Origin of the sequence: Acinetobacter sp. BWR-L5, assembly GCF_039655985.1 — a bacterium.
GTDB lineage: Bacteria > Pseudomonadota > Gammaproteobacteria > Pseudomonadales > Moraxellaceae > Acinetobacter > Acinetobacter johnsonii.
Map to the genome: position 1 here is coordinate 57,826 of NZ_JAGFEV010000012.1, position 25,720 is coordinate 83,545.

Here is a 25,720-nt window from a genome sequence, read left to right on the forward strand (position 1 = left end):
CCTATAGATATTGAATTTTTAATGGAAATAAATCAAATGACTTTTTATATTAAGTTCAATTTTGCTTAGGCTATTTTAGGTGAGATATTTGCTTAGGCTAAATTTAAAAGCATGATGTGCATGTCTGTTTAATATCAGATTTTAAGCAAGTGAAAAGATGCCGAATGCTTTAAGTCTTGCTACTTTTCTGTTTTAAAAATAATTCAGCGGAATTTTTAAGTAAGAAATACCATTGTCTTCTGGTTGAGGGAACTTGCCTGCAAACATATTGATTTGAATTGCGGGTAATATCAATTTTGGCATACTTAACGTTGCATCACGGCGGTTTCGCATCTCGACAAAATCGGCCCTTTCCGTTGTAGTATTGATATGAATGTTTTCATGCTTTTGCGAATAAACCGATGTCTCATATTGGTATTGATCACGACTTTCGGGTAAGTAGTCATGACATAAGAACATCCGCGTTTGATCTGGCAATGTGTACAAAGTCTTCACTGAGTCAAATAAAGCCGCCGCACTCCCCTTTGGAAAATCACAACGTGCCGTCCCATAGTCAGGCATAAACAACGTGTCCCCCACGAAAACAGTATCACCAATGACATAACTGAGACACGCTGGTGTATGCCCTGGTGTCGGAATATTATAAGCTTCTATGTTGCCTATCAAAAATATCTCATGATCTGCAAAAAGGTAATCAAATGACTGCTTGGCATTTAAACTCTTAATATCTAAGTGATAAATCTCACCAAAAGTTTGTTGTACGGTCTCAATCTTATGACTAATTGCAATTTTTCCACCTAGTTTTTGCTTTAAATACTGTGCAGCACTTAGATGATCTGCATGAACATGTGTTTCTAAAATCCAGTCTACGCTTAGGCTATTTTCTTGAATATAAGTAATGATTAAATCGGCCTGCTCTGTTTTGGTCGTTGCCGATGCTGCATTATAGTCCAACACACTATCAATCACGGCGCAGCGCTGAGTGTCTGGATCGCTCACTACATAACTAAACGTGTTGCTCGCTGTATCAAAAAATGCTTTTACTTGCGCGGTTTGCTTCATGGCATTTTCTCCATTACTTTACGATGTAGCAGTACACCGACAAACATCGCAATTATAAAATAGATCGCTTGATAATAACCCAACCCAATCAAAGTAAAACTCGGCGCAGGACAAATTCCCGCAATTCCCCAGCCTATACCAAATAGCAGACTTCCCAAGATCAGTTTTCTGTCGATTTTCGTATTTTTAGGAAGTTGTATGGCTTCACCATAAAAGGTTTGTGGATGTGGCTGACGTACAGCTTTTTGAAAAGGAATAAATGCAATCGCAATCGCGCCCATCATCACAAAAGCTAGACTGGCATCCCACTGTCCAAAAATATCTAAAAAGCCAATCACCTTCGCAGGATTCGACATTCCTGAAAGCATGAGACCGATTGAAAATAATCCACCCCAAATGAACGCCCAAACATTTCTCATTTTAGATTGCTCCAAGCATATGACGGACGACATACACAGTGATAAAGCCTGCGAAAATAAAACTAATCGTAGCGATGATTGAACGTTTGGATAAGCGACTGATACCACAAATACCATGCCCACTGGTACAACCAGATCCTAAGCGAGTTCCAAAGCCGACCAATACGCCCGCAATAATTAACATGAAAGGTGTAGCTTCAATATAGATCTCTGGCTGAACAAAAGCGGCATATATAAACGGAACAATGAACAGGCCCAATAAAAACCACAGTGCAGGCGTATTTATAATCCCTTTTAAGTTTAAAACTTGTGAGACCAGACCACTAATTCCCGCAATCCGCCCATTGGTATATAAATATCCAACGACGGAGATGCCGAGTAATATTCCACCTATAAAAGACCACGCAAAATCATGCATTGGTAAGCGCCTTAAAACAATATACGTTTTTATAATATATTTAATTAAAAAATAATCAAGCCCCCTTTGTATCTATCGATGCTATGCACGTCTATGACCACTATCTACGGGGTCTTTCATCTAGCTTTAGATATTTGAATGGCACTACCCGTCCGTTCTCGAAGCTTTTAGTCTTTTAGATAACACCTTAAAGCATTTCTTTTACATAGTTATTCTTCACAATAAGGTAAAAAGCTTGAATATATCCCCGAGAGATTTTGTATTCAGCTCTTTTTTAGATTAGAAATACTTAACTTCTCTCGTTTTATTTCATTATAGTTTTCATTTAAGAAACTGAATAGAATTAGGGCACATCTCCACATCATGAGTATTATTCTGGGTTTATAAAACACATTCGCGACTTTTGAATATTTTTTTATGCGGGCAGACACATGAAAAAGGATAAAATAATCTGCTCTTTTTCTGAGCAGTTTATTGGAATTCTGATAATACGCGCTCTGCAAACCATATTGGGAGCTTAGACACGGCGGCATTCATTTTTAAGGTTTCAGCTGCTTCTATTTCTGCAAGAAAAGACGCTTGTATACCGTCAGAAGAGTTATCAAACAAGTAGGCTCGATCACAGCACTCTATGGCTTGCATGAGCAGATCCATACTACGGTAGTAACGTTCAATAATTTTCTGCTCAGGAACAGGATGACCACCCACACTGACGCGATACTTGACTCGGGCAATATTGATTTGTGGGTCTACTGTTGAGACATAATATAGATAGGTTTTATAACCCTGACGTTTCGCTTCTCGGAGAAACTCAACTTTAGAGATATGTGACATTACCGTCTCAAAAGTAAAACTGACTTTTAAGCGCAGAAACTCAAGCCGGATATAATCAATAATGCGTGCACAGAGATAAGAATCAATTTCTTCGGTTTTGAACTCGATCTTCCATTCATCTAGCACAATTGGTTCATGTGCAAGTAAGGCCACGAAATGTCCCGTTTGAGGACGCTTCTTACTTTTTAGAAAAGTGACCAACTCTGAAGCTTTTAAGGAAGGATGATAATTTAACAAATCAAGGCGTTGACTCTGTCTTAGGTTTTGTTGCAGTTCATCCGCATTTAAATATGCCCCAATATGTTGGGGCAAGAGGTAATCTTTAACAGTGCTTTTACCAGAACCATTCGGCCCTGCAAACATTCTTATTCTAGGTTGTCGAGGTGGCATATCAATCTATACGGTCGCGTGTTTCTTTTTACGTGTCAGTGTCGGTAAAACGCCTACATCGACATAAGCATGACTTAAGTCTTGTAAAACAGTTTCATTGCCATGAATATCGCGTTCAACCAACTGTTCAGCTTTTGCATAAACTACAGACGAACGAGTGGTTGCTTTTTGAAAAGCATCATGAAAAGCATGAATGGCAAGTTTAGGAATCATATCATCCTCATATTTGCCTACTTTAATGTCGGTATAAGCTGCCATACACCAACTCCTACTCAAACGATGGTTGATTTTTATTTATCTTAACACAATCGAGGACATTGTCTATTTATACAGCATCCTGAAACAATAAATTAGATCTTAATATCTACACTAATTTCATGCTGTCTTATTGGGTTACTTTACTTTTTTAATCGTTTCGTATCTTCAACTTTTAAAGCTTTAGCCGTTGGGCAGAAGGCACTTTCATTCATCCCTGCATCGGTCAGGCTTTTTTCTTGCTGCTCAAGGTAACGGTTGGCCACCATCAGCATCACTGAAGCGGTACTTAACTCAATATTGGCTTTAGATAGCGCAGCAATTTGATGATATGCATCCATACGCTGACAAAATGCGGTTTTCATTTCTGTTGCTGTCGCTGGATTATCTTTTGCATCTAAAACGGTTTTAGTTGAATTCACAGTTGCTGTATATTCAGCCATCTTCTGATCATACTGTGCCTGAGTTAGCTTCGTTGTTTCTGCATAACTCAGGGTTGATAGAAATGATGATAAAAATAACGAAAGGCTAAGCAACGTCCATGTTTGTTTTTTCATGTATTAAGACTCATCGCCTTCTTTCCATACGTCTTCATAGTCATCGCCATCAATCATAAAACGATAACCTTCACTTAAAGCCAAATATGGAAGTACATCAGGCAAGATATCTTGTAATTCACGTACAGTCATGGTTGTAAAAAAGTCTTGGCCCTCACCCAATTCACCACCATAAATAAACCAAGCGACATTCTCTTCAGTTTCTGGCTTTTTACGTAAACCAACAATGGGCTCTTGATTTAAAGTCTGTACAGCAACAGCAACGACATCATCACCTTTTACTTCAACATAAGCCGAGTCAAATTCTTCACACAGTAGTTTTTGTTCTGCAATCAATTCATTCAATGCAGATTGTTGTGACTTTTGTGCCATGCGATGCTGCCCCTTTTGAGCGTCAATCTATCGATAGCGCATTTTAAAACATATTTAGGTCAAAGGATGTTTTTATTTAAACAATTAGCACACAGGTAAACACTCAATATCACTACAAATTTGGCATTTATTTTGCTTAACAGTATTACGTTTTATAAAAAAAGTAATATCGGGGCTAAGCAACTATGGGTTATGTCGCACGAGAACTCAGTCCTCAAAGCAAAGTATTGCTGGGCTTTGGATCATTTCTAATACCAATCCTCATTTGGTGTGCTGTGAGTTATTTACCATTTATTTGGCATCCTCAAGTACAAATCACCAACTCTGGCAGTGTCTCTTTTTTACAAATCGGTAGCCGTGTAGACAAAAGTGTGTTCTATGCCGAAGCGCAAAATGCCGTCAATACAGGCACTGAACCGCCACAAGGTAATTTGGTCAATCCCATTTATTTACCAGCACCTCATCAAGTTGCGACAGCCTTAGTGACGGCATTTACGACACCACCAGCTCAAGCCGATGCGCCATGGTTTCATCAAAGTCTTTGGCACAGTATCAAAATTGTATTCAGTGCTTTCTTTATTGCATCACTCGTGGGTATTCCGTTGGGAATTTTATGTGGTTTTTCCAACAAAATTTCCCAGCTCACTGAACCCTTTGTTGAGTTCTTTCGCTACTTACCTGCGCCTGCCTTTGGTGCACTGGCTGTTGCCATATTAGGCATTAATGATGCACCAAAAATTGCCATCATCGTGATTGGGACGCTGTTTCAGCAAATTCTGATTATTGCCAATACTACGCGTATGGTGGACCGCGGGCTGATTGAAGCGGGTTACACCTTAGGGACGAATAAAGCAAAAAGTCTGTTTCACGTGGTCATTCCAGCGGCGTTACCCGATATTTACCGTGATTTACGTGTCTTGCTGGGCTGGGCGTGGACCTACTTGATTGTCTCTGAACTAATTGGCACCACCACAGGGATCACTTGGTTTATTACCCAGCAAGCACGCTACCAGAACTTTGACAATGTCTATGCTGCGATTTTGATTATTGGCGTGATTGGCTTGGTCTGTGATGTGATTTTAATGAAGCTCGGACAACATCTGTTTAAATGGAAAGCGGGAGCAAAATAATGAAAACCACAGATATAAGAACGCCAGAATTCAATGCTCGTCAGTATTTTGATCACATTTATCAACGTCCTGTCATTTTAGAGGCCAAACAACTTAGTCAAGTTTTTCAGCATGGTAAAAACTCACGCACGATTTTAAATCAGCTCAATTTGAAAATTCATAAGCGAGAGTTTATTTGTGTGATTGGCCCGTCTGGTTGTGGAAAATCGACCTTTAGTCGTGTTGTTGCGGGTCTAGACCCATATAGCAGTGGCGAACTATTGGTAGATGGACAGCCCATTTCAGGCCCTAGCCCAGAGCGAGGCATGGTGTTTCAAGGCTATACCTTATTTCCTTGGAAATCGGTTAAAGAAAATGTGATGTTTGGTCCACTCATGAAAGGTGCAAGTCATGCCTCAGCCGAAGCGGCTGCACGAGAATGGATCAATATTATTGGCTTAGAGAAGTATGAAAACCAATATCCACATCAACTGTCTGGCGGGATGAAGCAACGTGTTGCGATTGCCCGAGCTTTAGTCAACGAACCGAAAATTTTACTGATGGATGAACCTTTCGGTGCGCTTGACCCGCATACCCGTCAGAAAATGCAAAAACACCTGATTGACTTATGGCAAAACATTGATATCACTATCATTTTTGTAACCCATGATATGGATGAGGCTATTTTACTGGCTGATCGTATCGTAGCGCTTAAAGCCAATCCTGGGGAAATTAAAGAAATTATTGAAGTGGATTTACCTCGTCCACGAAATACTGAACTGATGTCCAGCCCTGCCTTTAAGCAACTTCGAGAGCGAGTCGATTTCTTAGTACATGCACAAGAAGAAGAAATTGACCCAGCACTGGAGGATTTACCCAAAATTCCACGTATGACCCAAGTCAGTACGCACAAGTAACTCATTGATCTCGCCTGAGGGACGACCCTTAGGTTTAATGCACTGTTGGACGGCCAACGCGAGGATTTTACCATGCAAGATAAATATGTCCTTCCACTGGTGGATATCAGCCTTTTAAATAGCACAAATCTAGATGACCGTATGCAAGTTGCTCAAGCGCTTGATCAGGCTTGTAAAGAAGTTGGTTTTCTCTACCTCAGAGGTGATCAATTTCAACCTGCATTATTTGCACAGTTATGTGACATTGCGAAGCACTATTTTGCCCAAGATGAAGCATTAAAAATGCAAAATTATATTGGAAAATCGGTGAATCATAGTGGCTATGTACCGATAGGTGAAGAACAGTTTTCGAGTAACAGCTACGATTTAAAAGAATCTTATGATGTGAATTATGACTATCAAGGGTCTGCATTAAATTATCCCTTACTTGGCCCGACGCAATGGCCAGATGATCCCGCATTTAAACTCGATGTCTCACAGTACTATCAGCACTTAAAAGCCATTGGTCATCAACTATTTCGCTGTTTTGCACTGGCTTTAGAGCAGAAAGAAGACTTTTTTGATGTGCATATTCAACATGCACCCAGCCAGTTACGCCTCATTCACTATCCATATAACCCTCAAGCGACAGATGCAGAAGGCATCGGGGCGCATACCGACTATGAGTGCTTTACTTTATTATTGCCGACAGCACCCGGTTTACAAGTCCTCACTAAGCAAGGTGAGTGGATTGATATTCCTCTGCTTGAAAATACCTTGGTGATGAACATTGGTGACATGATGGAGATATTATCCAATGGCAAATATTTAGCGACTAAGCATCGGGTCAAAAAAGTCCAACAAGAACGCTATTCCTTCCCTTTATTTTTTTCTTGTGACTATGACTATGTCATCCAACCGATTAATACAAATGAGCCACCTAAATATGCGCCACTGGCAGGTGGAGAACATTTGTTTAATCAAACGGCTCAAACCTTTCATTATTTAAAACAACGTGTAGCCAGTGGTGAGTTGGTCTTAAAGAATGCCGTTCCGCTTTATTCTTTTGGTCTGACTGAGTCAAACATGGAGTACACCCCATGAATTTATTCGAAACTTTAAGTCAACTAAAACCTATCACAGCAGCTTCTGGCAATGTACCACCCTATTTAATGGGCGCATTTCGGCGTAAGAGTATTAGCTTTTACAATGGTCTGACAGATGAAAATACGATTGTATATTGGTTTCAATCCAAGAGCTTCACCATTGACCTACGTCTCAAATCAGCAACAGATACACCCGTCACAGAGCGTCAAGCATGGGTCGGTTATACGCATTGGGATGCACAAAATGCATCACTGTCATGGGAGCTAAGTAGTAATTATCAGAACCATACCCAGTGGCCTGAGCCTGCAACCCTGCATACCATTGGCAATTGTATTTTGGAGTTTTCACCCAGTAATGCCTATGTTGAAGACTGGCGTCAACAAGCCAGTACGGGTTTATTTTTAGGACTACGTTTAGTCAAAGCCGTACATGTTGCCACGCAGCAAGAAATTTCACTCGATGTCGGTCTCATCATCTGCGGTGAGCATATGGCATATGCACAGTCACGTTTACCCCAGATTCAACAGAATATAGACGCGTTAGGGGTTCTTTCTTATGTGGAGCAAAGTCCTTCTGACTTAAATCAAATTGAAAGCTATGAAGTATCAGTTTCAACTCAGGATCAACTCATTCAATATTCAAGCTGCACCCAAATGACTCAACAGCAACTCATCCTAGATGGTTTTGAAGTCGTTGATGCTGGAACCCTCATACAGCGTAAATTGATCGATGGCGAAGCATATCAGTTGGTGTTTGTCGTGGATGTGTATGAACCTGAATACGCTTTTCAAAATGTAACATCTACCACGGCGGACAGTCAGGATTGGCTGAAACAAGAACAACATCACCTCATGCATCATGCAACTGTGGTTGCGTAAGGGAGCTTTAATAAGCTATGGCTTTTCTCTATTTATTGATCGCCGTGATTGCAGAAGTCCTCGCGACTTCTGCATTAAAAGCGACCAATGGTTTCACTGCACCTTTACCTATTGTTTTAACTATTATTGGTTATGCAATTGCGCTCTTTTTCTTAGGTCTAACGTTTAAATCCATCCCTATGGGGCTAGCTTACGCACTGTGGTCAGGTGCAGGCATTATCCTGATCTCTACAGTCGGTTGGATTTATTTTAAACAGCAGCTCGACTTTGCCGCAGTTGTTGGTTTAGGTTTTATGATTATCGGCATCGTGATTATTCATGTGTTTTCTAAAAGTACGCATTTATAAATACATGCCTTAAAATCTACTCTTTATTTAACATTAGATCTTTCTTTGCTTTTTAAACACACTCATACAAAAAAGCCCAAGTTAACTTGGGCTTTTAGTTTCTACGAAGTCTTACTTTAACTCTTCAACCAAAGCTGGGTAAATTGCACCATCAACATCCATTTCTGTTTTATAAATGCCATTTTCAACGTTGAATTTGTTTACGTGGTAGCTTGAGCCATAAATCGAGTCAAAACCTGAACCTTTCTTAAAGACAGTTTTATTGGCTGCCAAATCGAGTAAATGCGTCCCGCCAATAAATTGTTCATATTGTTTCGGATCAACGCCAACACGGTTAGACATAATTTTCACGGCGTCTTCATGTGTTGCAGGGTCATTAATATATTTGACCGTTTTATCCCACACTTGGATCATCTTTTTCCAATCTTCTTTATTGGCAGAAAGATGGCTCATATTTACAGTCAGCGTGTCATAAATTAAACCGGGCTTATCTTTAGAACTATAAATAATTTTAGACCCTGCAACAGACTTCAACGCTTGATTGGCTACAGGTTGCCAGACCGCAATTGCAGCAATATCTGGACTGGCAAAAACTTGTGGAAGCTCATTGGTCATAGAATTGACCAATTTAATGTCACTGGTCTTAATTTTTGCATCTGTCAGTGCTGTACTTAGCAATAGATGGTCAACCAAGCCTTTTTCAGTAGCAATACTTTTGCCTTTTAAATCGGCAATGCTGTTAATTCCATCTTTTGCGATAATCACGTCATTACCTGCGGAATAGTCTGTCGCCATAATCATGACACCTTGAGTACCCCCAGAGGCTGTGACTAGATTATCTCCATTGGTCACCAGTACTGCATCTAGCTGATTGGCTGCAAAAGCAGAAAGTGATGATGAATAATCAAACCATTTAAACTCAACATTCAACCCTGCTTCTTTGAGCCAACCTTTTTCAATTGCCACTTGCCATGCAACAAAACCCGGCCAATCACTGTAGCCAATCGTGATGTTTTTGGTGGCTGTGCTCTCAGATGCACTGTTTTTTGTTTCAGGAATTTTGGCGGTGTTATCACAACCTGCCAATAAAATAGTCGAAACAATAGAGACTGATAAGAACGCTTTTTTAATCATGATGCAATTTTCCCGATGCTGTAAATGTTTAAACTTGCTATGTATAGAGTGAGTCGTTGAGGGCGGTGAAGATGTTCACGATTTCAACGCGCTCTGTTTTTCATTTTGTGGAATCGGCGGCATCACTGCATCCATCAGCTCCAAATGCCCTTTGATCACACCTTTCAAAGCAATGAATTGCTGGCTCAACGCTTTTAACTCTGTAGTTAAGCCCTGCAAAATCATCACTTCTAGAATTTTTTGCTCATCTAACTGAATATGCAGTGAACTGACCACTTGCTCTAAAAATTGTTGCTGCAAGTCCAGCAATTGGACTCTAAGTGGCGTGACACTGGCGTCATAGAGCAAGGTAAATGTCCCCACCATCACGGCGTTACGTTGCTCCTGATCCGCAATTAAATGTTTATTGATCATGTCGACAATTGCTTGAGAACGGCTTTCATAGTGCTGATCAACAATTTTCTGATCCAGTGCATCGACAGTTAATTCAGGCACAGTGATGCTAATCCGTGCCAATTTATGTTTCGGCACGCGCTTACCCTTTTTCGGATGGATCTTGTTTGATATAAATGCCCGCTCTAGCGCTTAAGATGGCGACCACGAACTGTTTAAATACAGTGAAGAATGCATTTAAGTCATCTTTGAATTGTTTAGACATTTGCTACTCCTTTCGGTATTACCAAAAAAGGTTTTTGTAATACCTAGAACCAAGCAGAATACATGCCAATTTTTTTAATTAGATTGACAGCAATAGCACATTAAAAAGTTTATTTTTTGTGCAAAATAAATTTCTATTTTTAAAATTGATACATCAAAGTGCATTTTGGGCTATACGGCTTGACTTTTCATCCGCCAAAGGCCGAACGTTTACATCCCTATAGGCAAAACACCTTATGGACATGAGATCTTATATCTTCACAATTTTTAGTTTTCTCTGACTTATACGCAAAAAAAATCGCCAGATGGCGATTTTTTCTTTTATTGGTAGACTTTCTGGAACTCACCCAAAATTGGAGCTGAGACGCCATCTTTATACACATATCGAGAGATAATACCTCTATCCGTATAAATATCCATCTTGATCGAATCCGTTCCCTTTAACTTACTCATCAAATTTACAGGCGCTAAAATATAATTGGTCGAACGGTTGGCACCTAACACATGATCATGCTCAGTTGGCCCTGTGACAGCAAAAGTTTGAAAGTCTTTCTCATTTGTAAACTCAACTTTATGAATCTCATATTTATTGTAAGTACTGCTCAAATGAATTTTTAACTTAAGCAGTTCTTTGTTCGATTCATTCCAGCTCACAGTGACCACTGGACAAAGCTCATTCTGCGCACAGATGAGTAAACCTGTGGTCCCCACATTTTGACGACTTGGGTCTGTAGAGGTGGTCGCACAACCTGAAAGCAAGATCGCCCCCAAACTCATGAGTAGCCATTTTTTTGGCGATACGTTCGTTATCATTATATTTACTCCCAGAAACTTAAAAGGCTTTGAAATTCTAAAATGAAGCTTTGATTTTTCCCAGTCCCTATTTTTGACGAATCTGCACCTAAATCAAGCTTTTTCGTTCATTCAGGTTATAAATTTTGAAATTTGTATCTCTTTATACAAATATGAAAGAAAAGAACCTGCTGAAAAGCTCGCTACTAACCAAGCACATGTATTCTTTCTAATATGCTCTCAATGAATACTCAACTTTGCAAGCCTATCAAAACAGATGACAGAACATGACGAAGGGAACCGACATCCTTTATACTGGTTCTAAAAGCTCACCAAAGACACAGCCGCCGATGAAATTCTTTAGTTGCGCATCCTGTCAAAACCAAGTCTTTTTTGCCAACTCACAATGTGTGAGCTGTCAAACTACACTCGGTTATATTGCATCAGAAAAAGATATGGGAAGCTTTGAACAGCACAGCCCTGTTCTTTGGTTAGCACTAAATGAAAAATACCAGACGAAGCGTTATAAGCCTTGTTATAACTATCAGCATCATCAAGTCTGTAATTGGGTTATTCCCGCAGAGAGCAACTACATCTACTGTGAGTCTTGTGTACTCACATATACCATTCCTACTCTCGACAACCCTGATCACATCGTCTATTGGTCACGGCTCGAACATGCTAAACGGCGTTTTCTGTATTTAATGCAACGTCTAAATATTATGCCAAGGCCCAAATATAACGATGATGATCGCTACGGACTCCGTTTTAATTTTCTCATGCCTGAACCAGAGTACCCTGTGCTGACAGGACATGCTAACGGCGTCATCACACTCAATGCCAGTGAAGCAGATGTTATCTATAGGGAAACGACCCGTATTAAAATGGGTGAAAACTACCGTACGCTTTTGGGGCATTTCCGTCATGAAAGTGGGCATTATTATTTTGACCTCATTAAATCGCTACATCCTGAGCTGGTTGACGAGTTCCGTCAGTATTTTGGAGATGAACGTCAAGATTATAGCGCAGCACTACAACGTCACTATGAAGATGGCGCACCACAAAACTGGGACCAATTTTATGTCAGCTCTTACGCCAGTACACATCCTTGGGAAGACTGGGCAGAAACATGGGCACACTATTTACACATGATGGACACATTGGAAACCGCTTACTATGCAGGATTAATTGTGCGTAATAATCGAAAAGATACGCATGACTTAAGCTTTTACGAAAATCCAATCGGCGCTCAAGATTTTGACTTACTCCTCAAACAATGGATGACACTAACTTTTAATTTAAATGCATTAAATCGCAGTATGGGCTTAGAAGATGCTTATCCCTTTACACTATCAGGACCAGTCCTCGATAAATTACGATTTATACATAAACATGTTTTGGGTAAAGCCTTTGCTCGCCAAATTGCTTGAGCTGAATATAAGCGTTCTTAAGTTATGTCTAGGGACACAAAAGATCGGACCAAATCTGGATGTAACTCGTTAGAAATTATCTTAAAATGAAAGACATCTTTAGCCTATATAGATAACGTCCGTGCTAAAAACTATGCTTTTAACGAGACATCATGCTTTCACGCGACCAATCATTTTAGGGCTAACGATTGTTTTATTGCCGGCCTGCCAGTTGGTCAAAGTCAAAGAAAATAACATCCATCAAGCTATTCGTAGCAAGTCTGAAAATATCTTAACCCACGACCAATTGAGTGCGGAAACCACCAGCTTACTCAAACTACTCAGCCTGACGCCACAGCAATGCACCGCTGAATTTGAAACATGTTTGCAACGCTTAAACACACAAACAGATATTGCAGCAGATGAGCGCTATGCCGCTTTAAGTGAACTGTATTTGGCTCAAGCTTTAGAGCTCTCAAAACAACACAACTGTACCCGCGCACAGCCTCATAGTGAAAATAATCACTGCTTAGAACAGAGCCTTGATGCCTTCGACCAAAGTTTACGCTATAGCTATGTGTATTTATTTAAAATGCAAGAAAGCCCAAGTACCCGTGTTTTTGATCAAAGACAAATGCATGTCCGCACTTTTTACAATGTCGCTTTGTCGCGTTTAATTACCACGGCGTACCGTACGCAGCCTTTTCATCAAGTTCCCGCGCAACTCAACGTCCAACAGCGTCAATATATTGTAAATTTAGAACACTATCCTGAACTGAAAAGTAAAACCATTGACCGAGTTCAATCCAGCTATAACTTAAATTTTTCAGGTTTTTATCAAGTCAACCGTCAAGATGGTTTGGGCGCAGAGTTTGTGGTTGTGACTGAAGCGGATCCTGTTCATAAAAATGATTTTATTCTTGACCCGATATCATTTTATCAATACCAAACCAATCCCAATATCCATCCTGCACGCTATTTGTCCGTAACCGCAGCGGCACAGCCATTAAAGCCTGAAAGCAGCATTGAAGATGTGCTTAATGGCAAAGCCATTTTTGAGATTGAGCTATTTAATCCTTATACGCAAAAGTATGTAGACATTCATCAACAAAAATACATTCTCACGGCAAATTATTCTGTGCCTTTTGCTTATTGGCTGGCAGAAAATAAACTGGGCTCTACAGGCTACTTAACCTTGCTCGATAAGACTGAGCGATTGCGTATGCCACATGTCTATATGCTTGAACCTTACCAGCCGAATAAAAAAGTGATTGTACTTATTCATGGTCTCGCCAGCAGCCCTGAAACTTGGGTCAATCTGACCAATAACATTTTGGGGGATAAAGTTTTACGGGAGAACTTTCAGGTATGGCAGGTATTCTATTCAACCAATATGCCGATTGTTGAAAGCCGCTATCAAATTCATGCACTACTTAAACAAGCCTTTGCACAAGTTCAACCCAACTCTCGCTCGGCCAGTGACGCCGTGCTGATTGGACATAGTATGGGCGGCGTCATTAGTCGCTTACTGATTAGTGAGCACGATATTTCTGAGCAAGTGATTCCACTGTTAAACTATGAGCAATACACCCGATTACAACAATACCCCGTAATCAAAGAACGTTTTCAATTTCATCCCGATTTACCCATTGGACGTGCAATTTTTATTGCCGCGCCTCACCGTGGCAGTGAACTGTCTGACCGCTGGTACATGGAGTTGGTGAAGAAAATGGTCAAGTTGCCGATCACTTTCTTTAACCAAGTGGATATACAACTCAATGGTAGCTCTAGTACCAAAGGCATGGTGCAATCTGGCCCTGATGACTTAAGTCCAAAGTCACGCTTTATGGCTTTGACCAGTAACATCATGCCTGTGTCCACAGTTCCTTATCATTCTATTATTGGCAATCACCGTCAGACCAATGACATACATGACATGAGCGATGGTATTGTCCCCTATTCAAGTTCACATTTAGAACAAGCAGTCTCTGAAAAAATTATTAAAGGCAATCATTCTGTGCATGAGGAAGCAGAAACATTATTAGAATTACGTCGTCTTTTGAGGCTACACCTTGAGCAAACTCAGGCCCAGTAATCAGCAATGCTAAAACTGTTCTACTGCTAGGCGGCTTTTATCTAAATATTCTAACCCAGCTAAATGAGCATTGAAAACTTGAAAAGCAGTAGTTTTAGGACCTAGCGCATGGAAAGGTTTTGATATACTTGCTTTATCTAAAAAATACATACATTTATCTGTTCGGAAATATCATGCATATTAAAAATCAAGTTGTACTGGTCACAGGTGGCGCACGCGGTTTAGGTCTTGCGATTACACACGCCTTAATCAATGAAGGTGCTCGTGTAGTCGTGAACTATTTGAACAGCCAAGTAGCAGCGCAAACCTTAGCTCAGCAGTATCCCGAACAGGTTTTTATCTACCAAGCTGATGTTACAGACAATGCTCAAGTCAAAAGTATGTTTGACGCAAGCTTTCAGCATTTTGGACAGCATATCAATGCCGTGATTAATAATGCGCTCATTCAATTCGAGTTTAATGGCGAGGCCCGCCCAAGAGTTCATGAGCTACGCTGGGAAACCATGCAACAACAATTTGAAGGTGCAGTTAAAGCCGCTTTGAATACTACCCAAGCAGCGCTTGAAGGTATGAAACAAAACCAGTTTGGGCGCATTGTAAACATCGGAACCAACCTGGTGCAGAACCCTGTGGTACCTTATCATGACTACACCACAGGGAAGGCTGCACTGTTGGCATTTACCCGTACCTCCGCACATGAACTTGGTCAATACGGTATTAATATCAATATGCTCTCTGGCGGTTTACTACAAACCACCGATGCCAGTAAAAGCACGCCCAATGAAGTTTTTGATTACATCGCAAGTGCAACACCACTACGTCGTGTAGTTACGCCTGAGGAATTTGCCTCAGCCATTTTAATGTTCTTATCGCCCTATTCTTGTGCTGTGACAGGTCAAAACTTGATTGTAGATGGTGGTTTAGTCAAAGGCTAATGAGCTTTAATCCCTGAACTCTGAATAAGCATGATTTAAATAATCCATTTTAAAAATTCTCGAAGCTTCATCGACTTGAAGCTTTATTTTAGTTTCAAGTCTTCTTCAGAATTTGCGTACCCTAGCAAGGAATACAGTACGATGCTTTCTTTCCCCATTCGGCACCGACTGGCTGGCTTTTACTGCTTTTATTATTCCATTGTAGGCACCTTCATGCCGTTTTGGAGCCTGTATCTTGAAGACCAAGGCTTTAACTACAGTGAAATCGGTATCCTTTCCTCAATTGCGATCATTACCCGTTTTTTTGCTCCTTTTATTTGGGGCTGGATTGCAGATAAATCAGGGAAACGGATGCTCTTGGTCAGAGTCGCAACGTGGATGGAAACCTGTATTTGGTTCATGATTTTTATCATCCCAAACTCCTTTCAGGCGATCGCCCTGCTCATGCTGATCTTTAGCTTCTTCCAAAACGCCATTCTGGCTCAGTTTGAAGGCGTAACTCTATTTTGGCTCGCGGAACAACGCAGTGCTTTGTATGGAAAAGTTCGAAAATGGGGCTCGGTCGGTTTTATTGTCGGAGTTTTTGGTATCGGAGCCTTATTAGAAATTTTGCCCATCTCTATGCTGCCAGTTTTATTGCTGTGCATTTCTTTTTTGGCCTTTATTTGGTCATATAGCATCAAAGAACCAACCACTGCACCTCATTCACAAGGGCAGCTCGAGCCATTGTTACCGATTTTAAAAAAACCCGTTGTAGCGGCATTTTTCGGTATCGAGTTTATTCTGCTTTTTTCGCATGCGCCCTTTTATAGTTTTTATAGCAACTTCTTAAAACAAGCTGGTTACTCAACCACAGAAATTGGTTTTTTGTGGGCTGTCGGTGTCATGGCCGAAATTATTATGTTTGCCATTGCTCACATTTTTTTCAAACGCTTTTCATGGCGACTCATGGTGTCTATTTGTCTGATCCTCACGGCGCTACGCTGGTTTATGGTTGGTTCTTTTCCACAAATTTTCGCGATCCAGTTCTTCGCACAAACCATTCATGCTTTTAGCTTTGGCCTATTTCATCTCATCGCCATGCGTATCATTTTCCAAAACTTTAGTTTAGGACAACAAGGACGCGGTCAAGCCCTGTATAGCACCATGTGGGGACTGGGTGTAGCGTCTGGAAGTATTCTTGCAGGACATTATTGGCACAGCCTGTCAGGCGAACTTATTTTTATTTTGGCAGGCTGTGCTGTGCTACTGGGCTTGGGTTTGGTTCGGTACTTACCCAAAGAAGTTCAAGCTTAAAAAGTTCTCTTCTGATCTGCGCGCATAAATTGCAGCAGTTTCATTAATCAGCTTTCTAAACTTTGATTTCACTATATTTATGAAACCATGGCTGGGCCTGTTCAAGTTGACTAGCCAGCTGTAATAGCAGATCCTCACGGGCAAAAGGCGCAATGAACTGCGAACCAAGCGGAAGATTGTCAGCATTCCAATACAAAGGTACAGACATCGCAGGTAAGCCAGTGATGTTAGCTAACTGAGTAAAAGGCACCCAACGCAAATTATCTTTCACAATTTTATCGACCAGTTTTCCTTGTGCCAGCAAATGTGCTTTGCCGACTTTTAGTAAGCTTTTTAAAATTGGTTTTTGCCATGATGGGGTAGAAATTTGCCCATTTTTGGGTGCGACTGAAGCTGTAGCAGGAGTCAGATAAAGATCATAATGATCAAAAAATTGGTTCATTTTGGTGACATATACTCCCCAATTATTCAGATTATGAATATATTCTAACGCAGTCGTTTTGGCACCAAAGGCAGCCAAAGCTAAAGAATCCAGCTCAAAATCTCCTGCTGTGGTCGGAACCTGTTGCTTGATCTGCTCTAACATATAAGAAAATTGACTAAACCACGTCGTGATAAAGTCTCTGGCCAAAGACATACCATCTATCTCAGGTTGTGCTTCGACCACTGTATGCCCTAAAGACTCCAACAAACGTGCGGTATGCTGCACAGCATCAATTGCATCTTTAGACACTGGGGTTCCGATAGGCGACTGAGTACTAAATGCAATTTTAAGTTTTTTTACAGGCTGCTGTAGACAGGCCAAATAGCTTTGGTTGGGCTGTTCAATTTTAAACAACGAGCTATGCTCTGCACCCTGCGTTGCATCTAACATCGCTGCACTATCTCTTACACTTTTACTCAATACATGCTGTATCGCAGCGCCGTGCATTGCCTCACTCATATCTGGGCCCCACGGCGTACGTCCACGACTTGGCTTTAAACCAAATAAACCGCAATACGATGCTGGAATTCGAATCGACCCGCCGCCGTCACCCGCACCCGCAATCGGGACAATTCCTGCGGCCACCGCAGAAGCGGAACCACCCGATGAACCACCACTGTTATGTTTTAAATTCCAAGGATTATGACAAACTCCCCAAGCATCTGATTCCGTAATGCCTTTGATTCCAAACTCAGGAGTATTGGTACGCCCAAAGGTTAAAATGCCTGTGTTTTCCCAACGGTTTACAATTTCTGCATTATGTTCTGCAATATGACCCGTACGTTTAAATGCTTGGCATCCATAAGAGGTTGGATAACCAGCATATTCTTGAAATAAATCCTTTACTAAAAAAGGCACCCCTGCAAATGGGCCAGACAATGCATTTTGTGCTCTGTTCTTGGCATAATCATGCATCGGAATAATAATCGCATTTAAAGCAGGATTGGTTTGCTGGCTACGCTCAATTGCAATTTGTAATAATTCAGCGGGATGGATTTGTTTTTGTGCAACCAACTCAGCTAAACCCAGCCCATCATAACGAAGGTATTCAGAAAAATTCATTTTTATCCAAGTATCTATAGTTTTTATTGTTTTATACTTTTACTAAATTTTAACCTATGAGGCAAGTTGTACTTGATTACGTCCTAAAGTTTTGGCTTGATATAGCGCCCGATCAGCACGATTTAACAAGCTCTGTAGACTATTTTGCGTTGGTAAAACTTGATGCACCACACCAAGACTCACCGTCATACTCAAAACAGCATGCGCCACTTGGGTTTTTGAAGTAGCGACAGCACGGCAGATACGTTCTGCAATGATTTGTGATTCAATTTCAGTGGTATTATTTAGCACCACCACAAATTCTTCACCGCCCATACGTGCAAATAAATCCTGCTCACGTAAATTACTTTTTACCGTCGTGGCAAAGCTTTGTAGCAATACATCACCAATATAGTGACCATATTGATCATTCATTTTCTTAAAGTGATCAATATCTAGCACAATGATACTCATCGATTTAACCAGATTTTCCTTCAATAAGTTTTCAGTTTGAGTGAAGAAAAAACGGCGATTTCCCACATGAGTTAAGGGGTCGTGGTTGGCCAGATAGAGCACTTCTTTATACAGATCATGACGATTACGACTCACAATACATAAAAGCAAAGGTGCAATCATCAACATGCACAGCCCTATACGCACCGAAATAGAAGTGGCCAAGAAGTTATCTGCTGTACGTGAAATATAATAGGTCGTTAAACTATGATACGTCACAAAACAAACCAAACTGTTAATGATACTCACATAAAATAAGTTGTAACTTAAAGCCGCCCAAATCAGCCCTGCTAAAGGAAAAAGTAAGGCGCCTGGACCAAAGAAAAGATGAGTACACGCCACAGAAATTAAAACTGACAGTAAGGGTAAAACATCGACAAACTGGGTTTCGCACTGTCTACGGTTAGTCCAAAGATACTTTAATTTCTTCGCTGCAGGAAAGGTCAACATGAGGGGTAAAAGTGAAATACAATTGAGAACTTCCCCCGTCCACCAAATATAAAACTCAGCCCAAAGGTCTTGCGTGCTCATAAAGGTGTGTGGCATATACGGAACGACAGCAACGGCAAATATCGCGCTGGAAAAGCACCCAAGAAAAACACAAACCAAGAAAAGATAAAGAAAATTTAAGCCTTTGTTATATGCACGATAGTCAATTTGTAAATAATGGATAAAAAATAACGAAACGCCTACCGTCATAAAATTGGCGATCGTTAAAGCTAAAGTCAGTTCAAAATGATTCCCTGTGACTAAGTCTGCCGACATATAACCAATAAATGCGCCCAACCAGCCACCAACATTTCTGAGTGGCTTAAACCTTAAAAATAAGCCGATCAGTACTGCATTAGCTGGCCAAAAATAAGCGAAATATGCAATCGGTCGAGTGAATATCCCAAGCAAGCAGCAGACAAAAATCACCGCAGCAACAATCAAACATGCTCGGCCATGCTGTTTAAAATTCAACGATACTTCTGTGAGCTTAACTGCGTACAAAATATTCCCTCATTTTTACATGAGTTATGATTAAACATCATGTTTTCTACTGTCCATTTGCTTGCAAACGATGCATTGATGAAAACCATCACAGATTGACAATATTTACTAAATAAACTCTATCGATTGTTCGTTATGGTTTCAATATGATTTTTTGATTTATATCCTGAACCTAAATATTTACGATTAAATGCTGATATCACTCTCAACCATAAAAAAAAGCCTCCACATTGGGAGGCTTTTTGATCTTTGGACTTATTTCGCTTCAGACGCTGCCGCTGGTGCTGATGCACCTGCTTCTTCAGACTCTAAAGGTGCAGCATCAATCATCTCTGGACTAACTTCAATATTGGTCACTGGTGTTTCAGTTGCTGAACTTTCCACTGGCGTTTGTTCAGTCTCTTGTTTTTTGTCACTACACGCAGCAAGCGACAGCATCGTTGCAGAAGCTAAAACCACCAAAGCCATTTTCATGTTAATCATTATTCACCTTCACATTAGTCATCAATTGCTTGAAACAATACTACTTATTTTTGCTCAAGTTTAAAGTATTCGTTTGTGAGCAATCTTTTGAAATTAAGGCAGAATTATAACATCATTGCACAAAAATGATAAAACAAGCTCGAAGCAAGCTTGTTTTTATCTATCTAAGAATACACTCGAATTAAACAGGATACGCTGTCGCGACTTCCTGACTAATCATCGCCGCAGTTGCCGCAGACAGCGTCCAACCTAAGTGTCCATGTCCTGTATTAAAGAACACACGTTCTAACTTTCCACGGCGCACTACAGGCATCATATTCGGCATCATAGGGCGAAGACCTGCCCAAGGGACCGCATGCTCTGTCGAAACTTTAAAGTTGCGATTGGTCCAGTCAACCAGAGGTTGAATCCGATCTGCACGGATATCACGGTTATAGCCATTAAACTCAGCAGTACCCGCAACACGGAAACGATCTTTACCTAAACGTGAAGTTACAATTTTCGCACTTTCATCCAGCAAACTCACCCACGGCGCATTTTGCTGGCTTTCTTCGTCATTTAACATCACCGTAATCGAATATCCCTTTACAGGATAAACATTGACGCGTTCTTGGACCAATTCAGCCAATTGATAGCTACCCACCCCTGCACAAACCACAACAGCATCGGCAGCCAACATTTCCACTTCATTTGGAAGCAGTTCAACATTTTCTGAACTGGGTTGTAACTTTACTTCAACACCTGAGCTTAAGTGCTGAATATCTGTCACATCCATACCAAAACGATACTTCACACCTAGCTTTTTGGTGACTTCAGCCAAACCTGTGGTGTACTTATGAATATCACCCGTCGCATCGCCTTCACAATAGAATCCAGCATAATAGTCGCCGGTCAATGTCGGCTCAATTTGCTTAATTTCTTCGTTGGACACGCCAGAACGTTCAAGGCCACCTTTATTGAGTAAATCATTGACTCGGATGGCAACGTCATAATCTTGTTTATTATGATAAAAATGCAAAATACCACGTTTTTCTAAATTGAAGTCGATTGACTCTTTATCCGCAATTTCGAACAAGCGCTGACGAGCCAATAAAGCTAAGCGCACTGTTTCGTGGGTATTGGCCTCATAATGTTTAATATTGCCCAGAAATTCCATCAGCCATGCATATTTATGCACACTAAAGGCAGGATTGAGCAATAAAGGGGCAGATTTTTGAGACATCCATTTCATGCCTTTCAGCACTGTCGATTTTTGGTTCCAAACTTCCGCATTGCATGCAGACAGTTGTCCACCATTTGCAAAAGAAGTTTCCATGGCTGGAAATAAATGCCGATCCACAACGGTAACTTGATAACCCAGTTGACTTAATTCATACGCAGTTGTGACGCCTGTAATTCCAGCACCAATGACAACGACATGACACATAGACACCTCCTTTTTATTGTTTGATGTCAACCCCATCTGTCATGTGTACCTGAGAGCTTCGACCTAAAACATCCCATGACGTTTTAAACCATCCCCTTCGGTGAGTGATTGAACACTTCTCTCCAGAGTTTTTTCATTATTACAGTCCTTTTGCCTGAGAGTTTCCGGGGTCGTTGCTCCTTCGGCGAATGCAGAACATTTCTCTCCTGCAATAATGCTTATTATTCTATGAGCAATTTATATACCATGTAATCACCCGATTGGAAACTGCTCTTAAAGTATTATCTTTTGTTTATTTTTATAGAGTACAACCTCAGCTGACGCGTGCTGTCGGACATTAGCGCTATCCTAAGATCATCTAAACATTTTTAATAGTGATGATTTATACATCTTAAGATGCTTCATTCTGTTTCTCTCCTGTATTAAAAGAATGAATGAGTTGTTCTGCATCTTGATAAATTTCTTGCCAATGTGGCAGTAATTCGCTATGGAAATCGATCTTTATATAACTCGTATTAAACCCATAATTGGGTTGATGTGTATTAAATTCACAACTTGTTGCACCAGTCTTAAAATAAAGACACTTAATGGTTAGGCTTACCCCTTTACCTTTACGCTCCTGCCAATACACCTTTTTTCCAACACCATCATCACTTTTTACCTCTATTTCGTAGAGTCCCAAATCTGAGTTAAATGTTTTTGTTTCATCTATCCATACTTCACTCACTTCTTCCCCACCAGAAGACATTCCTTTCCTTAAGTATTGTTTTAAAAGTAAAAACTCATTAAAAAAGTCTTTACCTCCCCACTCCTCTTTCCAAACGGAACGTTGGTTTAATGCGATTGTGATATCATTTTTATACTCAGAACCTAGTCTAAAGCCTTCACTCGACGTTCTCATTTCAGGCCATTTCACTTTCAAAGCAATACTTTGAATTTGATCATCACAACCTTTGGCCTCGTGTTCTTCTTTGATATTTTTCCCCCAATAATTCACACCTTGATAATTCACTCTGCCATAATATAAATACTGCTTATCAATGAGCATATGCTGATCTCCAAATTTTCCACAAGCATATAAGCGCACTTTAACTTTTTCAGGGTCATGCATACTGTCGTAGCCGTATATCAACAATGAAATAACCAAAACTGTAAGTAATGATAAAAATATAATGGTGCCTCGTCTGACTGTGCTTATTTTTTTATTCATATCCCCCTTCCTTTTTTCTTTTAAAAATGAACTCTCTAAATGACTTAACCCTAATCACGGATAAGAAATTGACTTTAAAAAGAGAGGAACTAAAGCTATTCGCTGTGTGACCACACTAAACTTACGACTCTAACCCTTATGTTCCTTGTACCATATATGGCCCATACACAATTATTCTGTGTTATTGATGATTTCTTTCAGAAACGAGAAAGACTCGAATTCTAAATTTTCTTACTCAGTAAGACCGAATGAAGATTCATCAACGGTTGACCTACATTGGCACTTAATAGGTAAGATGCTGTTTTCTGAGTATCGTGATAACCATAACGTGCATAATATGCCAACAGCTCTTTTCTTACATTTAAGATTAGCTTTAATACGCAAATAAAAAAGTCAGACCGAAGTCTGACTTTAATGTGTACTCTCTTAAATATAAAGAGAATTTTCTAGTATTCAATCGGTGCAAATGGTGCAACGACGTCTGCATTTTGAGCACGATGACGCAGAAAGTGATCCATTAAAACAATCGCAAGCATTGCTTCTGCAATCGGAGCCGCACGCACACCCACACAAGGGTCATGACGACCTTTAGTTAATACGTCAGTATCTTCACGATTAATATTGATGGTTTTACCCGGTGTGGTAATAGATGCTGTTGGTTTAAGAGCAATGGCCACACGAATAGTTTGACCACTCGAAATACCGCCCAAGATACCCCCTGCATGGTTCGCCAGGAAGCCATCAGTGGTTAACTCATCACGGCTTTCATGTCCAAACTGACCAGCAACAGCAAAACCATCTCCAACTTCAACACCTTTGACCGCGTTAATAGACATCATGGCATGAGCAATGTCAGCATCTAGACGGTCAAAAACAGGCTCACCCCAACCTACAGGCACTTTTTCCGCCAAAATTTCAAGCTTTGCACCGCAACTGGTACCTTGTTCACGCAATGAAGTCACCAGTGCTTCAAAACGCGGTACGGCATCGACATCGCCACAGAAAAATGGATTATTAGGCACTTCATTCCAATCCAATTTTTCCGCAATTTCAGTCCCAATTTGGGTTACATGACCACGAATTAAAATACCAAACTTTTCAGCCAAGTATTTTTTCGCAATTGCACCCGCAGCCACACGCATAGCTGTTTCACGCGCACTTGAACGACCACCGCCACGGTAATCACGGAAACCGTACTTTTGTGTATAAGTATAGTCCGCATGTCCCGGACGGAAGCTTTGTGCAATATTGCCGTAATCTTTGGATTTTTGATCGGTGTTACGGATCAATAAACCAATTGGTGTACCTGTTGTTTTACCTTCAAACACACCAGAAATGATTTCAACTTCATCAGGTTCTTTGCGCTGCGTGGCAAATTTAGAGGTTCCCGGCTTACGACGGTCTAAATCTTTTTGCAAATCGTCTGCTGTAAGCTCAAGGCCCGGTGGAACACCATCCACAATCGCCATTAAGCCTACACCATGAGATTCACCACAAGTCGTTACACGGAAGAGTTGCCCTATACTATTACCTGCCATGTCTAACGACTCCTTTTATGCTTGAACAGATTGAATGAATAAATCACGGAATTGACGACATTGAGCCGCAGTCAATGCAAAGATTCCTGTACCACCTTTTTGGAACTGTAACCAGTAAAAATCAACAGTATTAAAGTTTTGGCGCATTGCCCATTCAGAATTACCCACTTCAATCACGATGAGACCATCTTCAGTTAAGTAATCTGGCGCTTGAGCTAACATTTTACGAACCAAATCTAAGCCATCTTGACCTGCTGCCAGAGCCAATTCAGGTTCATGATGGAATTCTTCAGGTAAATCTGCCATATCTTCAGCGTCCACATAAGGTGGATTAGACACGATAAGATCGTATTGATTTTCAGCAGGAATTTTGGAGAACAGGTCAGACTCAAGTAAAGCCACTTGATACTGTTTGTCGTGGTGTTCCGAGTTAATTTGAGCCACTTCTAAAGCTTCTTTAGAAATATCCGTTGCATCTACTTCGGCATCTGGGTAGGCATAAGCCAAAGCAATCGCGATACAACCTGAGCCCGTACACATATCTAAAATACGTTGTGGCGTTTTTGGATTCGGGTTTTCTGGCAAGTTGTTGACTGCCTCACCCATTTGGCCATTTTCACCTAAGCAATAAGGTGCAAAACGGTTTTGAATCAATTCTGCAATCGGTGAACGCGGAATCAGTACACGTTCATCGACATAATATGGTTTGCCATCAAAATATGCCAAATTAAGCAAATATGAAGTCGGTACTTTTTCATTAATACGACGTTCTAATAAGCTTAAAACTTCTGCCTTTTCGCTTGGCAGTAACTTCGACTCTAAGATTTCAGCATCCGCATTCCAATCTAAAGATAAAGTTTGTAAAACCAAAGCTGAACTTTCAGCAAAATAGTCTTCTGTACCTTGACCTAAATGTGCATCGTATTGACGTAATGCTGTCACTCCAAAACGGATAAAATCACGAATTGTGCTTAAGTTTTCAGCGGCTTCCTGTATATGTTCAGGGCTAATAGTCGGGCGATCCACTAAAGGCGTCTCCAAGGTCATAATAAAAACGCCTTATGATACCC

27 protein-coding genes and 1 riboswitch are annotated in these 25,720 nt (G+C 40.6%); of the genes, 9 read left to right on the forward strand and 18 right to left on the reverse strand.

Translation table 11 applies throughout. From position 1 onward, the window contains the following. Positions 1-192: 192 nt before the first annotated feature. The 7 genes from JZ787_RS16565 to JZ787_RS16595 all read right to left on the reverse strand — a co-directional run bounded on the left by JZ787_RS16565 (position 193) and on the right by JZ787_RS16595 (position 4,307). Positions 193-1,062 (reverse strand): MBL fold metallo-hydrolase, encoded by an 870-nt coding sequence (locus tag JZ787_RS16565; RefSeq protein WP_346312891.1) that lies wholly within the window; start codon positions 1,060-1,062, stop codon positions 193-195. Beyond that, a complete protein-coding gene (locus tag JZ787_RS16570; RefSeq protein WP_005399421.1) occupies positions 1,059-1,481 on the reverse strand; it encodes a DUF6691 family protein in 423 nt (140 codons plus the stop codon). The genes JZ787_RS16565 and JZ787_RS16570 overlap by 4 nt, the downstream gene beginning before the upstream one ends. 1 nt (position 1,482) lies before the next feature. Further along, the gene (locus tag JZ787_RS16575; RefSeq protein ID WP_058951967.1) at positions 1,483-1,899 is read right to left on the reverse strand and encodes a YeeE/YedE thiosulfate transporter family protein; all 417 of its coding nucleotides are present in this window, start codon (positions 1,897-1,899) and stop codon (positions 1,483-1,485) included. A gap of 471 nt (positions 1,900-2,370) precedes the next feature. Next, positions 2,371-3,096, reverse strand: a complete 726-nt coding sequence (locus JZ787_RS16580) for a zeta toxin (RefSeq protein ID WP_346312892.1) — start codon at positions 3,094-3,096, stop codon at positions 2,371-2,373. Positions 3,097-3,129: 33 nt separating this feature from the next. Next, positions 3,130-3,381, reverse strand: a complete 252-nt coding sequence (locus JZ787_RS16585; RefSeq protein WP_004693049.1) for a hypothetical protein — start codon at positions 3,379-3,381, stop codon at positions 3,130-3,132. Positions 3,382-3,521: 140 nt separating this feature from the next. After that, positions 3,522-3,935, reverse strand: coding sequence for a hypothetical protein (locus JZ787_RS16590; protein WP_346312893.1), 414 nt, complete (start codon positions 3,933-3,935; stop codon positions 3,522-3,524). Positions 3,936-3,938: 3 nt separating this feature from the next. Continuing rightward, a complete protein-coding gene (locus tag JZ787_RS16595) occupies positions 3,939-4,307 on the reverse strand; it encodes a hypothetical protein (RefSeq protein ID WP_004979554.1) in 369 nt (122 codons plus the stop codon). 185 nt (positions 4,308-4,492) lie between these two features. On the opposite strand from JZ787_RS16595, the gene JZ787_RS16600 reads away from it, so the two are divergent. The 5 genes from JZ787_RS16600 to JZ787_RS16620 all read left to right on the forward strand — a co-directional run bounded on the left by JZ787_RS16600 (position 4,493) and on the right by JZ787_RS16620 (position 8,644). Beyond that, positions 4,493-5,437 (forward strand): ABC transporter permease, encoded by a 945-nt coding sequence (locus tag JZ787_RS16600; protein WP_238952971.1) that lies wholly within the window; start codon positions 4,493-4,495, stop codon positions 5,435-5,437. After that, positions 5,437-6,333 (forward strand): ABC transporter ATP-binding protein, encoded by an 897-nt coding sequence (locus tag JZ787_RS16605; protein WP_346312894.1) that lies wholly within the window; start codon positions 5,437-5,439, stop codon positions 6,331-6,333. Before JZ787_RS16600 ends, JZ787_RS16605 begins: the two co-directional genes overlap by 1 nt. A 72-nt stretch (positions 6,334-6,405) precedes the next feature. Continuing rightward, positions 6,406-7,416 carry a 2OG-Fe(II) oxygenase family protein gene (locus JZ787_RS16610; protein ID WP_218289422.1) on the forward strand — a complete coding sequence of 337 codons (1,011 nt, stop codon included), beginning with the start codon at positions 6,406-6,408 and terminating at the stop codon, positions 7,414-7,416. Further along, positions 7,413-8,297 carry a hypothetical protein gene (locus JZ787_RS16615; protein WP_346312895.1) on the forward strand — a complete coding sequence of 295 codons (885 nt, stop codon included), beginning with the start codon at positions 7,413-7,415 and terminating at the stop codon, positions 8,295-8,297. Before JZ787_RS16610 ends, JZ787_RS16615 begins: the two co-directional genes overlap by 4 nt. A gap of 17 nt (positions 8,298-8,314) precedes the next feature. Then, positions 8,315-8,644, forward strand: coding sequence for a multidrug efflux SMR transporter (locus tag JZ787_RS16620; protein WP_346312896.1), 330 nt, complete (start codon positions 8,315-8,317; stop codon positions 8,642-8,644). A gap of 111 nt (positions 8,645-8,755) precedes the next feature. On the opposite strand, the gene JZ787_RS16625 is transcribed toward JZ787_RS16620, so the two are convergent. The 4 genes from JZ787_RS16625 to JZ787_RS16640 all read right to left on the reverse strand — a co-directional run bounded on the left by JZ787_RS16625 (position 8,756) and on the right by JZ787_RS16640 (position 11,248). Continuing rightward, positions 8,756-9,778 (reverse strand): ABC transporter substrate-binding protein, encoded by a 1,023-nt coding sequence (locus JZ787_RS16625; RefSeq protein WP_114837064.1) that lies wholly within the window; start codon positions 9,776-9,778, stop codon positions 8,756-8,758. Between the two features lie 75 nt (positions 9,779-9,853). Then, a complete protein-coding gene (locus JZ787_RS16630) occupies positions 9,854-10,309 on the reverse strand; it encodes a transcriptional regulator (RefSeq protein WP_010326746.1) in 456 nt (151 codons plus the stop codon). 4 nt (positions 10,310-10,313) lie between these two features. Further along, positions 10,314-10,436 carry a hypothetical protein gene (locus JZ787_RS16635; RefSeq protein ID WP_256350806.1) on the reverse strand — a complete coding sequence of 41 codons (123 nt, stop codon included), beginning with the start codon at positions 10,434-10,436 and terminating at the stop codon, positions 10,314-10,316. Positions 10,437-10,756: 320 nt separating this feature from the next. Continuing rightward, positions 10,757-11,248, reverse strand: a complete 492-nt coding sequence (locus JZ787_RS16640) for a hypothetical protein (protein WP_346312897.1) — start codon at positions 11,246-11,248, stop codon at positions 10,757-10,759. A 329-nt stretch (positions 11,249-11,577) separates the two neighbouring features. On the opposite strand from JZ787_RS16640, the gene JZ787_RS16645 reads away from it, so the two are divergent. The 4 genes from JZ787_RS16645 to JZ787_RS16660 all read left to right on the forward strand — a co-directional run bounded on the left by JZ787_RS16645 (position 11,578) and on the right by JZ787_RS16660 (position 16,962). After that, a complete protein-coding gene (locus JZ787_RS16645; RefSeq protein ID WP_346312909.1) occupies positions 11,578-12,657 on the forward strand; it encodes a putative zinc-binding metallopeptidase in 1,080 nt (359 codons plus the stop codon). Positions 12,658-12,790: 133 nt separating this feature from the next. Continuing rightward, positions 12,791-14,731 carry an alpha/beta hydrolase gene (locus tag JZ787_RS16650; protein WP_346312898.1) on the forward strand — a complete coding sequence of 647 codons (1,941 nt, stop codon included), beginning with the start codon at positions 12,791-12,793 and terminating at the stop codon, positions 14,729-14,731. Positions 14,732-14,904: 173 nt separating this feature from the next. Next, entirely contained in the window at positions 14,905-15,666 is a 762-nt protein-coding gene (locus JZ787_RS16655) for a 3-oxoacyl-ACP reductase (protein ID WP_346312899.1), read from the forward strand. A gap of 141 nt (positions 15,667-15,807) precedes the next feature. Then, positions 15,808-16,962: an MFS transporter gene (locus JZ787_RS16660; RefSeq protein ID WP_346312900.1), complete on the forward strand. Its 1,155-nt coding sequence runs from the start codon at positions 15,808-15,810 to the stop codon at positions 16,960-16,962. A gap of 55 nt (positions 16,963-17,017) precedes the next feature. Here the strand turns inward: JZ787_RS16660 and JZ787_RS16665 are convergent, their stop codons facing one another. The 7 genes from JZ787_RS16665 to prmB all read right to left on the reverse strand — a co-directional run bounded on the left by JZ787_RS16665 (position 17,018) and on the right by prmB (position 25,676). Continuing rightward, positions 17,018-18,508 (reverse strand): amidase family protein, encoded by a 1,491-nt coding sequence (locus tag JZ787_RS16665; protein ID WP_346312901.1) that lies wholly within the window; start codon positions 18,506-18,508, stop codon positions 17,018-17,020. A 54-nt stretch (positions 18,509-18,562) separates the two neighbouring features. Next, positions 18,563-19,993, reverse strand: coding sequence for a diguanylate cyclase (locus JZ787_RS16670; protein WP_346312902.1), 1,431 nt, complete (start codon positions 19,991-19,993; stop codon positions 18,563-18,565). Between the two features lie 255 nt (positions 19,994-20,248). Continuing rightward, positions 20,249-20,476, reverse strand: a complete 228-nt coding sequence (locus JZ787_RS16675) for a hypothetical protein (protein WP_058869647.1) — start codon at positions 20,474-20,476, stop codon at positions 20,249-20,251. 181 nt (positions 20,477-20,657) lie between these two features. Further along, on the reverse strand, positions 20,658-21,902 hold the full coding sequence (locus JZ787_RS16680; RefSeq protein WP_183174345.1) for a D-amino acid dehydrogenase: 1,245 nt from the start codon (positions 21,900-21,902) through the stop codon (positions 20,658-20,660). 132 nt (positions 21,903-22,034) lie between these two features. Further along, positions 22,035-22,121, reverse strand: a riboswitch (glycine riboswitch). 172 nt (positions 22,122-22,293) lie between these two features. Beyond that, positions 22,294-23,112 (reverse strand): hypothetical protein, encoded by an 819-nt coding sequence (locus JZ787_RS16685; protein ID WP_346312903.1) that lies wholly within the window; start codon positions 23,110-23,112, stop codon positions 22,294-22,296. Positions 23,113-23,558: 446 nt separating this feature from the next. After that, positions 23,559-24,650, reverse strand: a complete 1,092-nt coding sequence (gene aroC, locus JZ787_RS16690; protein WP_346312904.1) for a chorismate synthase — start codon at positions 24,648-24,650, stop codon at positions 23,559-23,561. 15 nt (positions 24,651-24,665) lie between these two features. Then, on the reverse strand, positions 24,666-25,676 hold the full coding sequence (gene prmB / locus JZ787_RS16695; RefSeq protein ID WP_026056415.1) for a 50S ribosomal protein L3 N(5)-glutamine methyltransferase: 1,011 nt from the start codon (positions 25,674-25,676) through the stop codon (positions 24,666-24,668). Positions 25,677-25,720 lie beyond the last annotated feature (44 nt).

Coding starts and splice junctions, on each gene's coding strand:
- JZ787_RS16565 (WP_346312891.1), bottom strand. CDS start 1,062: ATGAAGCAAACCGCGCAAGTAAAAGCATTTTTTGATACAGCGAGCAAC.
- JZ787_RS16570 (WP_005399421.1), bottom strand. CDS start 1,481: ATGAGAAATGTTTGGGCGTTCATTTGGGGTGGATTATTTTCAATCGGT.
- JZ787_RS16575 (WP_058951967.1), bottom strand. CDS start 1,899: ATGCATGATTTTGCGTGGTCTTTTATAGGTGGAATATTACTCGGCATC.
- JZ787_RS16580 (WP_346312892.1), bottom strand. CDS start 3,096: ATGTTTGCAGGGCCGAATGGTTCTGGTAAAAGCACTGTTAAAGATTAC.
- JZ787_RS16585 (WP_004693049.1), bottom strand. CDS start 3,381: ATGGCAGCTTATACCGACATTAAAGTAGGCAAATATGAGGATGATATG.
- JZ787_RS16590 (WP_346312893.1), bottom strand. CDS start 3,935: ATGAAAAAACAAACATGGACGTTGCTTAGCCTTTCGTTATTTTTATCA.
- JZ787_RS16595 (WP_004979554.1), bottom strand. CDS start 4,307: ATGGCACAAAAGTCACAACAATCTGCATTGAATGAATTGATTGCAGAA.
- JZ787_RS16600 (WP_238952971.1), top strand. CDS start 4,493: ATGGGTTATGTCGCACGAGAACTCAGTCCTCAAAGCAAAGTATTGCTG.
- JZ787_RS16605 (WP_346312894.1), top strand. CDS start 5,437: ATGAAAACCACAGATATAAGAACGCCAGAATTCAATGCTCGTCAGTAT.
- JZ787_RS16610 (WP_218289422.1), top strand. CDS start 6,406: ATGCAAGATAAATATGTCCTTCCACTGGTGGATATCAGCCTTTTAAAT.
- JZ787_RS16615 (WP_346312895.1), top strand. CDS start 7,413: ATGAATTTATTCGAAACTTTAAGTCAACTAAAACCTATCACAGCAGCT.
- JZ787_RS16620 (WP_346312896.1), top strand. CDS start 8,315: ATGGCTTTTCTCTATTTATTGATCGCCGTGATTGCAGAAGTCCTCGCG.
- JZ787_RS16625 (WP_114837064.1), bottom strand. CDS start 9,778: ATGATTAAAAAAGCGTTCTTATCAGTCTCTATTGTTTCGACTATTTTA.
- JZ787_RS16635 (WP_256350806.1), bottom strand. CDS start 10,436: ATGTCTAAACAATTCAAAGATGACTTAAATGCATTCTTCACTGTATTT.
- JZ787_RS16640 (WP_346312897.1), bottom strand. CDS start 11,248: ATGATAACGAACGTATCGCCAAAAAAATGGCTACTCATGAGTTTGGGG.
- JZ787_RS16645 (WP_346312909.1), top strand. CDS start 11,578: ATGAAATTCTTTAGTTGCGCATCCTGTCAAAACCAAGTCTTTTTTGCC.
- JZ787_RS16650 (WP_346312898.1), top strand. CDS start 12,791: ATGCTTTTAACGAGACATCATGCTTTCACGCGACCAATCATTTTAGGG.
- JZ787_RS16655 (WP_346312899.1), top strand. CDS start 14,905: ATGCATATTAAAAATCAAGTTGTACTGGTCACAGGTGGCGCACGCGGT.
- JZ787_RS16660 (WP_346312900.1), top strand. CDS start 15,808: ATGCTTTCTTTCCCCATTCGGCACCGACTGGCTGGCTTTTACTGCTTT.
- JZ787_RS16665 (WP_346312901.1), bottom strand. CDS start 18,508: ATGAATTTTTCTGAATACCTTCGTTATGATGGGCTGGGTTTAGCTGAG.
- JZ787_RS16675 (WP_058869647.1), bottom strand. CDS start 20,476: ATGATTAACATGAAAATGGCTTTGGTGGTTTTAGCTTCTGCAACGATG.
- JZ787_RS16680 (WP_183174345.1), bottom strand. CDS start 21,902: ATGTGTCATGTCGTTGTCATTGGTGCTGGAATTACAGGCGTCACAACT.
- JZ787_RS16685 (WP_346312903.1), bottom strand. CDS start 23,112: ATGAATAAAAAAATAAGCACAGTCAGACGAGGCACCATTATATTTTTA.
- aroC (WP_346312904.1), bottom strand. CDS start 24,650: ATGGCAGGTAATAGTATAGGGCAACTCTTCCGTGTAACGACTTGTGGT.